The organism is Micromonospora sp. DT41 (assembly GCF_049841715.1).
Classification (GTDB): Bacteria; Actinomycetota; Actinomycetes; order Mycobacteriales; family Micromonosporaceae; genus Micromonospora; species Micromonospora profundi.
This window is the reverse complement of the sequence record NZ_JBNCKU010000008.1, coordinates 338,406-350,484: the sequence shown is the minus strand read 5'-3', so window position 1 is coordinate 350,484 and position 12,079 is coordinate 338,406. Positions and strand designations below refer to the sequence as shown.

The 12,079-nt window shown below is 66.2% G+C and carries 8 protein-coding genes; all 8 read right to left on the bottom strand.

The features are described 5' to 3' along the window. Positions 1-25 precede the first annotated feature (25 nt). Positions 26-235, bottom strand: a complete 210-nt coding sequence (locus ACLQ23_RS17980) for a hypothetical protein (protein ID WP_425880855.1) — start codon at positions 233-235, stop codon at positions 26-28. A gap of 142 nt (positions 236-377) precedes the next feature. Next, complete coding sequence (locus ACLQ23_RS17975; protein WP_425880854.1) at positions 378-5,294, bottom strand: class I SAM-dependent DNA methyltransferase; 4,917 nt, start codon at positions 5,292-5,294, stop codon at positions 378-380. After that, on the bottom strand, positions 5,291-8,092 hold the full coding sequence (locus tag ACLQ23_RS17970) for a helicase-related protein (protein WP_425880853.1): 2,802 nt from the start codon (positions 8,090-8,092) through the stop codon (positions 5,291-5,293). Before ACLQ23_RS17970 ends, ACLQ23_RS17975 begins: the two co-directional genes overlap by 4 nt. 13 nt (positions 8,093-8,105) lie before the next feature. Next, positions 8,106-9,167 carry a serine/threonine-protein kinase gene (locus tag ACLQ23_RS17965; RefSeq protein ID WP_425880852.1) on the bottom strand — a complete coding sequence of 354 codons (1,062 nt, stop codon included), beginning with the start codon at positions 9,165-9,167 and terminating at the stop codon, positions 8,106-8,108. 384 nt (positions 9,168-9,551) lie between these two features. Further along, a complete protein-coding gene (locus tag ACLQ23_RS17960; RefSeq protein ID WP_425880851.1) occupies positions 9,552-9,962 on the bottom strand; it encodes a hypothetical protein in 411 nt (136 codons plus the stop codon). Continuing rightward, the gene (locus ACLQ23_RS17955) at positions 9,962-11,341 is read right to left on the bottom strand and encodes a WXG100 family type VII secretion target (protein ID WP_425880850.1); all 1,380 of its coding nucleotides are present in this window, start codon (positions 11,339-11,341) and stop codon (positions 9,962-9,964) included. The genes ACLQ23_RS17960 and ACLQ23_RS17955 overlap by 1 nt, the downstream gene beginning before the upstream one ends. Further along, positions 11,338-11,679: a type VII secretion target gene (locus ACLQ23_RS17950; RefSeq protein ID WP_425880849.1), complete on the bottom strand. Its 342-nt coding sequence runs from the start codon at positions 11,677-11,679 to the stop codon at positions 11,338-11,340. The genes ACLQ23_RS17955 and ACLQ23_RS17950 overlap by 4 nt, the downstream gene beginning before the upstream one ends. Next, on the bottom strand, positions 11,660-12,079 hold the full coding sequence (locus ACLQ23_RS17945) for a YbaB/EbfC family nucleoid-associated protein (protein ID WP_425880848.1): 420 nt from the start codon (positions 12,077-12,079) through the stop codon (positions 11,660-11,662). Before ACLQ23_RS17945 ends, ACLQ23_RS17950 begins: the two co-directional genes overlap by 20 nt.

Genomic DNA, 12,079 nt, shown 5'->3' with positions numbered 1-12,079 from the left:
CTTGCTGCCACCAACAGCGGCGCTTCTACTCCAAGCCCCACAAGTCAGACACCGTCACGACTTTGCCGGGGCCCTGCCCCGCACATAGCTTGTCTCCGGGCACGACGCAGAAGTCCCGACGTCCCTCGGTCACGTCCACGAGGACGTAGAACTGGATCGACATCGCTGTCATCTTGTCGATGTCCGCGATCATCAAACTGCCCTGCACGACCGCCGTCCTACCGTTGATAGTCACGAGGTCTGCGCACCATGCAGACTCGCCGAATTGCCATACAAAAACGCCTCTGTCCACCGCGAGGCGCCGCCCAGCAAGGCGCTTCTAGTGGTTGCTCGGAGCCATCTGCTCTCCTTCGAGGGGTAGAACGAGGGGTTGCGGGCTACGACGGCTGCCAGCCTGCGTCGATCGCATCCTTTAGCCGATTACTGAACACGGCATGCGCCTGCCGATACTCGTTCTCCCGATCCGCCTTGTAGAACGGCGCCTTATACCCGCCAGGCACTGGATTCAGCCTCGGGCCGTCGAGGTACGCCATGAGTTGCTCGATGCCTTCTTTATTTTGTCCATCACCATATGAGTATGGATCCTCAGCAATTCTGCGCCCTGCTGCATCGAACCACATCGAAGCTTCACGATCCGTCAGAATCGGATATCTGGACTTAAGGAGCGCGATCAGTTGTTCGACTTCAATGCCAAGCCAAACCGCGACCAGCGCATCAAGCTCAACGAGGAGCGCACGACGTGCATACTCACTCCGCAGGGGAGTTCCCAGGTCCCACGTCGGCCGAACCTCCCCGAGGGGGCCAAGGAATGACCAATCCCCCGCCCATGCTTCACTTAGCCATGCTTGGTCGAAGAGTTCAGCCCAAAGGTCCGCGTATGCTCCAGTAAGGCAATTGAGGCGAAGGGTGCGAAGCAGTAGCGCGGACGCTAATGGATGGTCCGACTGGGGGGCAGGCATCGACTGACAGTCAGCCGGAGTAAGGTCTGCACGACCCGTAATTCGTAAGTAGTAGTCAAGCGGAAGAGACGCCCAGAAGCCAGCAGTCAGCACTGTAAGAAGGTCGTTTTCCAAAACCATCGAGCGGATGGTGTTAACATGGGCTGGGCCGGGGGGAACAACTGCAGCAAAGAGGGATCTTTCGGTGTTGAAGGGGACCATCCTCCGCCACATTAGCCTGTAGAATTCGGTGCTACTCCGACCGCCCCATTTGTCTTGGCCGGATCTCGTCTTCGCCTCATTGCTCGACAGGACGTAATTTGCCCGCGGAACAAAGTCCTCGGACAGAGTTGTCAGACGAACCGACCTCCAATCGCGATTGCTTCGACAGGGCACTTTTGGCTCTTTCGCCCAAGGTAGCGCAATTCCGAAATGCGGGCCCTGGAGCACCAGTTCTTCAAGAGATCCCGTCGCGCGCTGCTCCCAGCGTATCAGCCCATCCCGCCGCGCATTCGATTCATCGTATCCACGACTAATTCGTGGGGAGTAGCCAGCGAGGCGGCGTTCGAATCTCGCAAGTGCGGAGATCGCATCCGCCTCGAACACTGTGATCGGGAAAAGCATCTGCGCCTCATCGACCGGGCCATCCGCCTCCCCTCTGAGCCGCTGCCACTCGGACATCAGGCGCAGGTCAACATTAACAACGCGCGCTAGATGCGGGCGCGTGTCCCATTTACCCTGATGCTTCAGGCCAGGCGGATCACCCTGTCCGTTATGGGAAAGGGACGCCACGAGGGTGCTTGCGCTATAGAGGCGACTGAGGTGCTTGAAGCTAGGATTCTGCGCTCGACCATAAATGTGAACACCGAATTCAAGGCTTCGCACCGCGTCATCGAAGGCCCAATTAGCGCCGTTCACCAGACTGCCGTGGACGCGCATTCGCCGATAGGCTTCCTTTCGTAGGCGCCCCTCCTTCACGCCACCGAAGTGAGTATCTGGATGAACCATGCCGGCCGCTCCCTGAGGTCGAGCGTTGACCCAAACCCGACACATCATGGCACGATACAGGTCTGGCTGGGTTCCAACGATCAGGGGATAGGTAGTGATATCGCCTAGGAATTCCACCACGCCGCTATTGTTTGCAGCTTCGGCCAAAAAGCTGGAACGAATGCCAGCACTCGCAAGAACATCGTTCATGCGTTCGCGCCAAAGCTCCGCAGACGCTCGCTCTACGAGCTTAAACCACGGCTCGTGCTCAGCAAGCACTACGTCCGCTTGCCAACGTGGGCGGACCCAAGGTGGATTGCCTACCTGGAGGTCAAATCCGCCGTTGGTGAAGGCTTGAGCGAAGGTGAGTTCCCAGTGGAAGAAGCCCTGCCGACTGGCAATCTGGTCGGCGGCGAGGAGCCAGGGAAAGCGGTCGGAGAGGGTCCAGGGCGAGTCCACACCGATGACGCCGTCGAGCTTCCGCTCAAACTCGCTCATCTCGCTCAGGCTCGTGAACGTCCGGCCATAGAACCGCTCGGTGTTCTCGTCCAAGTCGCTCCGGCCGATGAGCGCTTCGGCGAAGGTCAGCCACTCATCCAGGTTGGACAACGGCACCTGCTGGCGGAGCTGCTCCGCAACCGTCATCCGCCGAGTGCCCCCGGTCGGCTTCGTCGGGAGCTTCATCTGCTGCGGCTGCACGTTGCCGAAGATGTCCGCGACCTCGTAGGCGGCCGGCTCCTCGTACGCCGGCTCGTCCTTGATGTGCGACACCTGGACGGGCGCGGCCGGATAGACCGGGTCGGAGCCGTCGAGCAGCCCGACCTTGTCGAGCGGCCAGAACCACAGCGCGCACCACACGTCCATCAGCGTCTTGAGCCGCCAGTACGGCGTGCCCGGCGCGGTCAGGTCAGCGAGAATCTCCTCCCGTGGCACGGCTTCCGTAACCTGCGGCAGATCGTCGGCACCCCAGACTGCGATGTCGCGGCGGATCTCCCGCTCGGAGATGTCGAGCCGCTGCTGCACCAGCCCCCACAGGAACTCAACCCGTCGAGCGAGGGCCTGCAAGCGCTGCACCTGCGAGTTCTTCCCCTTGGCGGATGGCGTGCGCTTCATCGCCGTACGCCACGCCTTTAGTCGGGCCGTCTCAGCCGGCGCCAGCTCGCGGGCCTCCTTCTCCCCCGCTACCGCGCCCCAGCCGTCGGCGGGGAGCAGGAAGTGGTGGATCGTGCCCTCGTCGATCGGCCCGTCCCGGAAGGGCTGCTCCTTCGGCGCGGTGGTGAGCCACGACTTGTCGGCGAGCTGCTTCGGTGTGTAGGTCTTGCGCCCGCCACCGATGAGGGAGTTGCCGCGTTGCAGGTGCAGGCCGAACCAGGGTGCCTGGAGGCCGGCGTGCATGACGTTGAGCCAGAGCGACACCTCGGCCAGCTCGACGGCGGTGCGGTTGAGGTCGACGCCGTAGCTGTTGTGCAGGGCGATGTACGCCTTCACCCGCTGAAGTTCGAGGTGGTAGTCCTCGGGGTCGAGGGTGGTGTCGAGTTCCTTTTGGCGGCGGCGCAGGTATTCGGCGGCGACCTGGTTGATCGCCTCGTTGAGGAACGCGCCTGAGCCGAGCGCGGGCTCACAGATGGTCCAGTCCAGCAGTTCGCGGGCGGGGGTGACCGTGTCGTCCTGGTCGAGCCGGTACTTCAGGGCGAGTTGGACGGTGACCTCGGTGAGCGACTGCGGGGTGTAGTAGGAGGCGCTGGTCTGTCGGTCGCGGCCGGCGAGCCGGTAGACGAACTGGCCGGGCTGGTAGCTGACCCGGCTGCGGACGCCGGTGTAGGGGTCCTCCTTGTAGACGAAGACACCGTCGTCGTACTCGTCGACCTTGGAGGCCGGGATCATCCACGAGCCGTCCTTCGGGTCGCCGTTCTTGGCGACCTCGTAGAGCTGCTCGGTGGCGACGAAACCGGTGTACGACATCAGGCCTTCGTAGACCGCGCCGAGTTGGTTGATGCCGAGCTGGGCGTACGAGATGAAGCCGCCTCGGCGTTTCTTGCCGCCCTTGGTGAGCATCAGCCGGCGCAGCACCTCGTAGAGGACCTTGTTGCGTAGCCGCGTGTCGATCTTCGGGGCGTGCTCGTCGTCGGGGTCGCTGCCCGGCTCGGCGATCAGCCGACCGATGAGCTTGGTCTTCTCCGGCAGGAACAGGTCTGACTTCATGGGCTCGAAGCGCAGCCCCTCCCCCTCGCTGGCCTTGTCGGCGATCTCCGCGCCGCCGCGCGGCCGGTGCCCCTCGTTGACCATGCGGAACAGCAGATCGAGCGACTCGTACAGGTGGGTGCCGTCCTCGGCGGACGGGGCGAGGCGGCGGGAGACGAGGTCACCGAGGCGGGCGAGGCTGTAGCCTTCGGCGTACTGGGGGTCGTTGACCGGCAGCACGCCGAGTTCGGGGCGGGCCTCGGCGTAGAGCAGGAACAGGATCCGGTAGAGGTAGCGCAGCGACTCCCGGCTGAGTTCCTTGGCCAGCTCGTCGAGGTCCATGACCTGCTGCGGCTGGTAGCCGGCCCGCCGGATCTGGTCGAGGACCTCGTTGGCGATGAGTTCGACGGAGACCTTCAGGCCCTCGCGGAGTTCGCTGGACACACCCACGGCGTGCTGGCGGGAGCCGGCGACAAGGTCGGCGAGCGGCTCGGTGCCGCCCTCGGCGGGCGGGCGTAGCGAGTCGGCGCCGAAGAGCGCGGCGACGACGTCGAACTCCTTGTCGTCGTTGCGGGCGTACGCGGTGTCGAGGCTGACGGCCAGGTAGCGGCCCTCACCCCAGACGGTGCGGTCGGCGAGGGTGATCACGCCACCGCTGAGGATCAGCACGTAGCGGGGCTTCGGACTGTCTGCCGCGAAGAGCAGGGAGGCGAGCTTGGCGCCCGTTTCGATGGTCTCGGTGCTCGACAGGGTGAGCGGGTCGAGCAGGCGGCCGGCGTCGTCTGGGTCCTGTGCTGCCTCGGTGTCGACCGCCCAACCGCAGTCCAGCGCGACGATGCCGTGCGTGGTGGTCAGCTCGGCGTGAGCGACGTGGACCGCGTACTCCTGGCCGTTGCGCTCGACGGTGATGGTCTGCGGCTGCGGGTCGAACCCGAGCGCCCGCAGCACGTCCTGGTGCTGCTTGCGCAGCCGCTCGGGGTCGAAGAAGTCGACGTCGGTCAGCTCGGTCTTCGCGTCGAAGTACCGCCGGCGCATACCGCGCAGCTTTGTGCGTGGCGTCTCCTCCTCGGTCTTCTCCGTCTCCGCCCACTGCTTGAGCAGACCGCCCTTGAGGGTGGTGGGCAGGATCTCGGCGAGGTAGTGCGCGGAGAGATACTCGCCGCGGTTGGTCAGCGACTCGAAACTCATGCGGCACTCTCCTGCGACGGTACGAGAACGGCGAGCACCCGCAGCAGCGGGTCGCCGTCGGTTTCCAAGCGGTCGAGCAGGTCGTGCTGCTCCTGGACGGTGGCGTCGACGCGTTGGCGACGCTTCTCCCGATGCGCGCCGGGCAGCTCATCGAAGAGGCTCGCCTGTTGGAAGGCGCTCAGTTGCTCGCGATATTTGCGCAGCGGCTCGGCGTTGGCCTCGGCCCACTCCGCGCGCTTGTCCTCCAGATACTGCCGGGCAACCGCGACAGCCCCCGGCAGCAGCGCCTTCAGCGGGTCGATCGCGATGGCCTCGGCGCGGTTGACCATGGCCGGGCCGACGTTGGCCTCCCGCAACACCTCGTCCATGGGTCGGATCGTCGGCGACGCGGGCAGGTCGGAGACGGCCATCCACTGGACGACCGTGGGTTGGCCAAGGCGGTTGGCGTAGACGCCCTGGATCAGGAACGTCGGCGCGGCCACGTCGGCGATGAGCACCGGGGCCTGCTGGCGGCCGAGCCGGATCAGAACCTTGTCGACCAGCCAGTCGACAATCGGGTGCACGTCACTGAGGAAGGCGATGTCCGGCCACATCGGGGTCTTGCTCTCCCGGGCCTGGTCGAGCTTGCGCTGGGCGAGAGCGCGGTCGAAAGTGACCTTGAGTCGCAGGTCCTCGCCCTCGCGGTGCGCCCGCAGGTAGGTGCGGGGCAGGTCGGTGAGCCGGTGCACCAGGTCGTCTGGGGCGAGGAACGTCATGAGTTCGTCCTCGCGGCGCAGGTCGATGTGATCCTCGGGCCGGTCCTCGTAGATTTCGTAGAGAGCGGCGTCGACGAAGTCCTGGGTGGAGTCGAAGAGTTTCGGCACCTGAGCGCGCGGCACATCATCCGTGACCGGTGCGGTGCCGACGTCGCCGAAGAGGTCGGCCATCACGTCGACCTCGGCATGGGCGGCATCGTAGGACTCGTCCACCGACTTGCCGGCGAGCAGGTCCCGGACCAGCCGGTCCTCCTCGGCCTTGGCGTCGTACTGGCCCGTCACAGCCTCGACGCTGCCGAGGCTGCGGTGGGCGGTCTCCTCCCGGTTGAGCAGCTTCTCGGCGACCGTCCGGTCGTCCTTGGCGTCCTCCCGGTCGGAGGTGAGGATGAGCGCGCGGAACTGGGGCTGGTGCTTCTGCCCGTAGCGGTCGATGCGGCCGTTGCGCTGCTCGATGCGGATCAGGCTCCACGGGATGTCGTAGTGGATCAGGTGGTGGCACTGCTGGTGCAGGTTGACGCCCTCGGAGGCGACGTCGCCGGTGAAGAGCAACCGGACATCGCTGCCGGCCAGCTCGAACTCCTGGAGGATCGTCTGCTCGTCCTTGTCGGCCACCCCGCCGTGCAGCACCCGGATCGCATTCGGCTTGAGGCCGAGCATTCCGGGGACGACCTCGGCGAGCCACTTGATGGTCGGCACCCGCTCGGAGAAGACCACAGCCCGGGTTGCGCTGTTCTTGCCGATGCCGATCTTCTTCAGCTCGTCGACCAGACCCTTGATCTTGCTGGAATCCCTGTCGGTCATCGCGGAGGTCAACTCCGCGAGCCGGTCCAGGGCCGCCCGCTCGGTGTCGGTGGCCTTCTTGCGCCGGTTGGTCACCGTCTCGTGCAGCGCGCGGTGCGAGGACAGGAACGACTTCAACAAGGTGTACGGGAAGAGCCGGTGCTGCCCGGTGATCGCTTCGTCGGTCCACTTGCCAGCCAGCCACACGTCGGTCAGCTCGTCGAAGATCTGCTCCTCGATCGAGGTCGCCGTGCAGTGCACGGCCTTCGACGGGCCGCGGTCGGCCCAGCGGTCGCCGATCTGGTCGCGTACCTCCGGGCTGATCTTCGTGCGGCGCAGGTAAAGGTGCGCGATGTCGCTGGCCTGGTAGTCCTTCTCGTTGGCGATGGCCGCCGGGTCGAGCAGCGAGATCAGCTGCGCGAAGGACTCCTTGTCACCGTTGTGCGGGGTGGCGCTGGCCAGCAGCAACGCGTCGGTCTTCGCGGCCAGGCGGCGGGCCAGCTCGTTGCGCTTGGTGCCCTTGTTGATGAGGTTGTGCGACTCGTCAATGACGACGGCGTCCCAGGTCGTGGCGTCGAGGTGGTGGCCGAACTGGCCGGCGTCCTTGAGGGTGTCGACCGAGATGATGGCCCGCTTGAAGTAGGTGAACGGATTGCGCCCGGCGGGGATCTCCTGCTGTATGCGCTGGATGCCTGTCGAGTCGAGCCGGACAAGGGGGATCGCGAACCGGGTCCAGAGTTCCCGCTGAAACTGTTCAAGGACCTGCTGCGGCGAGACCACCAGGATGCGGTCACCTCGGCCCCGGCGGATCAGCTCGGCGAGGATCAGCCCGATCTCCAGGGTCTTGCCCAGACCGACGACGTCGGCGAGCAGGATTCGCGGCCGCAACCCGGACAGCGCCAGCTCGACGGGCCGCTGCTGGTAGGTCAACGGATCGAGCAGGAACCGGTCGGCGAGGGCCAACCCGCGCTCGGTGCGGGGCAGCGGCGTACGCCGCAGCACCGCTTCCAGGAAGAGGCGGCTCTGCCGGAACCGCGAAGAGGTGTCCTGGATGAGGTCGGTCTCCTCGGGCACCAGCGGCGTGATGTCTTCAAGCGCGGTGAAGAAGGTCGCCTCGACGTCCTGCACGAACTCGGATACGCCGACCGCCTTCACCATCGTGCCGTCCGCGGTGCCGGTCTTGACGCTGCGGATCAGCCATTCCTCGTCGCGAACGACGATGCGGGAGCCCGGGGCGAAGGTCGCGGCCTGGGGGGTGGTCATCGGTGGTGCCTTCCTACAGGGTGGAGCGGCGGGCGTACTGGCGACGCATCTTGTCGACAAGCCATGTCACGTCGGCTGGCGCCCTGGGCCGCTTGCCGTCGACCTTCGTGGGTGCCGTCTGCGGCACCGGGACGGTGTCCGGTTCGATGACCGGCGGGCTCTCCGGGTCCTGCCGCGGATCCTCCAGGTCCGGCGGGACCAGCAACTCGGTGTCCCCGTCGTAGGTGAGCGCAGCCACCTCCTGCCGCAGGGCATGGACGCTCTTGCCGCTGGCAGCCGTAGCAACCGCGAGCAGCCGGCCGCGTACGTCGGTCAGTCCGGGTCGGGCCGTGGGGTCGAAGGCGAGCATCGTGCCGAGCAACTGCACCAGCTCGGCGGGCACGCCGGACAGGTCGGGAAGGTCGCTCGGCTCGCTGATGCGCAGGAGCAGATTCCAGGAGTTGGACTGCGGGTAGAGCCCGTGGCCCGTGAGAGCGAAGACCAGCGTCGCGGCGAGGGCATAGATGTCGACCGCCGGCGTGAGGTCCCGTTTGCCCTTGACCTGCTCGGGCGACATGTAGGCGGGGGTGCCGACCAGCGTGCCGGGCTCGGTCAGGTAGTCGTCCCGCTCGATGAGCACCGCCAAGCCGAAATCGATCAGCTTGGGACCGTCGGGGCCGAGGATGATGTTCTGCGGTTTGAGGTCACGGTGCAAAAGCTTGACCTGGTGCACCTTGGCGAGACCTTCGGCGAGCATCGCCCCGGCCATTGCGGCCAGCGGAAGCGGAAGTGGCCCCCGCGCGTCGACGTGCTGACGCAGCGTGGCCCCGGGGACATACTCAACGGCAAGCCAGGCGGGGTTCGCGTACGGGTCGGCGTCCTCCAGGCGGGCCACCCGCGAGCCGAAGACGAGCTTGAGGCTGTCGACCTCGGCGGCGAACCGCTCGCGCACCGTCGGCGCCTCAATGAGGTGTTGCCTGATCACCTTCACGGCGACCCGCTCAGCGGTCGGCGACACCGCGAAGAACACATCGCCCATACCACCTGAGCCGAGCGGCCTGACCAACTCGTAGCCGCCGATTCTGCCCAGCGTCACACGTCCCCCTCACGATGACACCCACCCAAACTGCTCGTCTGCCCTGTCGGCTCGTCGCCCGGCGGACGCATGACCGTACAACGTTGAACGTTCAGCGAGGTAGCGTCCGAATGGCGGTTCTTATCAGGCGTCGAATTCACACTTGATACGGCTCGATGTATGAGTCGGCGCGTGACGATATCCGTCCCTGATGCCGTGGTCGAGCATTGAATGCCGCTCCCGACCCGCCAGGTTTCCGGCAATGTCACCGAAGCGCTGCGCCGCCGTCGGATATCTGACGACGGTGCTGGCCGCCGGTGCCTGTCATGCGCGGCTGCTGGCGGGAGAAGGTGGATGAGGGTCTTCCCGGGCTACGCCGGCTCTGCACGGTGACCAGCAAGCTCGTCAGCTTTTCCAGAACATCAGCTCGCGTGCCTGCCGCGAACAAGCCGTCAGCTCCGGCACACCCCGCGAAGGGACGACGTAGTCACGCTCGCGGATGAGCGCGAGGAAGTCCTCCGGCAATGCGACGCGGTGACCCCGCACGTAGTAGGCGAGGTCCTTCCGCCACAGCCAGTCACCGTCGGTCAGGACGGTAGGGCCGTTCATCACCTGCCGGGTCGAGTCGAAGGCGTCGTCGGCGACGTCCATCACGTCGATGAGGACATGACCCGAATTGAGATAGGTGACCACCTGGGCGGCGTCGGGCAACTCCTCGTCGGTGACGCTGTCGAAGATGCTCTGCTGCGGCTCGGCGGAGCGGACTGGTCCGAATTCACGGAACATCCCCGCCGCCTTCAGCTGACCGCCGCTCATCAACGCCCACCGTTCGGATAGAAGGTCTTCCACTCCCCGCCGCCCCGGATCATCGGGGTCTGCCCCACGGGACCATACCTGTCGACACCGACAGCGTCCGTCGGTGCCATCACGGGCACCCCGAGGGCGTCGGCGACCTGTTGCGCCGCTGGTGGCACGTCGACATCGGGAGCAACGGCGCCCGTGTGACAGGACACCAGTCGCACCGGGCCACCCTCGTAGTGCGGGTTGGCGCGAACGGTGTCGGCGATCTGCTGTGGGTGGGTGAGATTCGCGGGGTGGTCGGCACCGTCAGCGCCCACGAGGCCAGGCCGGAACAAACCATTGGGTAGGCCGTGCACGACCACGTCGTGATGGCCAGGGATCGGCGCCACCGAGTCGAAGTTGCGCATTGTGGCGCTGTCGTAGCCAATGGCGGTGCTGTTCGGGCGGTGGTAGACGGGATCGCCAGCAGGAAGGTGCGCATCCGACGGGGGCGGTGTCTGCGGATGTGCCGAAGGATCCTCCCAGTCCGACCGACGCCCCATCGAATCCAGGTCTGGCTCTCCCGAGGTGTCAGAACGCCTGGGGATGGGACCGGTCGCCGGGTTGACCGGGTCGGCGCGGGCCGCTCGCCGCAGCAGGCCATTCAGGTCGTCGATCAGGTCGCCCAAGCGCCGGAGCAGTGGTGTCAGCCGACGCAGACTGCTGATCAGCGCGCTGATCAACTTGCCGATCCGCGCCGCCCACTTGGCCACCAGACTGCTCACCTGGGAGATCACCAGCGGCGTCGCCACGCCCAGCGTCGCGCCGGCCTCGGCCAGCCAGAGTGGCAGCCTGACCGCCAACACCGACACGAAGTCCGCGATCAGGTCCCGAACCAACTCGCGGACCAGCGCCACCAGCAGTCCAGAACCCTCCACCAGCGAAGCGATGCCGCCGGCAGCCCGCGCAATGCCCTCCATCGCCCGTACCTGGCCCGACATGTGCGCCCGGTAGGCCTGCGCGGACGCGCCAGCCCACTCGGCGAGCTGCGATGAGGTCCCCGCCTGCAAGTCAGCCACGGCATCGGTGCTCTGCTTCGCAACGTTGCGCCAGGTCGACGCGTACGCGTGGATTTGGTCTGGGTCGCCGGCCAGCCAGTCCAGCGCGTGCAACAGCGGCTTGACGTGTTCGAGTAACCAGCCGACACCCCAGCTGACCAACGAGCCGAGCGGGTCCAACACCGTGGCCAGCGCGTCCATCGACGTGGCAAAACCACCGATCGTGGAGTCGATCCAGCTGCCCGACTCGATACCTGACACAGTGTCGGCGACGTCCTCGACCAACCCGAGACCGGTGTACCACCGGGTTGAATCGTTCCGCGCTGCCACCAGTGGGTTGGCCACCACGCCAGTCACAACGGCAACTCCAGCCGGCCTGCGCTGCCGGTGAGTCGTCGCGCGTTCCCTGCGTCTGTCGCTTCGGTCGCGGCGGCAGCCGCCCGCAGGTTGGCTGCCGCCGCACGCAGTGCCGTGGCGGACTCTCCCAGCGCCGCCACCGCCCTGTCGGCCAACGGGTCGATCAACCGAGGCAGGAACCCGCAGATCTGCCCGTACGCCTCCGCGCCCATCTGCACGTACGCCGCCGCCCCACGAGCGGTTTCCATCTTGTCGGCGATGTCGTTGACCGTCTCGGCATGCCGGACCACCGCCGCCACCGACATGTGCATCTCCGCGTCACCAGCCAGGTCTGGCATCCCGCTCCCACCGATCCGGCTGCTCGTCAGTAGGCCCGGGGAACCGCCTGGCAAAGGTGTCGGTGACCGCCCGCCCGGTCTCCGAGTCGGTGCCCACGGTGTCCTGCACCGCAACGCTCACCTGCTCGATCAACCCGGCCTGTGCACGGGCAATCGTGGTCATGATGGTTCGGGCAAGTTCGGAGCCGGTCATCCGCTGGACGCGGTTGTCCAACTGGAGGTCCGTCACCGCCCCCGAGGCGGCGACCGTCACGCGCACCGCACCGTCCGCGCCGACCGCCGACGCCGTGATGGTCGCAACCCGCTCCGACAGCTCAGCGGCGGCCTGGGCTCGTGTTGACAGCTCGGCCGTCCAGGAATGCAGCAATTCCCGTGCCGCGTCCGGATCTCGGCCCAGCAC

What these genes read in the sequence shown, in the direction of transcription:
- ACLQ23_RS17960 (WP_425880851.1), bottom strand. Translation starts at nt 9,962, where the DNA reads ATGAGCGGCGGTCAGCTGAAGGCGGCGGGGATGTTCCGTGAATTCGGA.
- ACLQ23_RS17950 (WP_425880849.1), bottom strand. Translation starts at nt 11,679, where the DNA reads ATGCCAGACCTGGCTGGTGACGCGGAGATGCACATGTCGGTGGCGGCG.
- ACLQ23_RS17970 (WP_425880853.1), bottom strand. Translation starts at nt 8,092, where the DNA reads ATGACCACCCCCCAGGCCGCGACCTTCGCCCCGGGCTCCCGCATCGTC.
- ACLQ23_RS17975 (WP_425880854.1), bottom strand. Translation starts at nt 5,294, where the DNA reads ATGAGTTTCGAGTCGCTGACCAACCGCGGCGAGTATCTCTCCGCGCAC.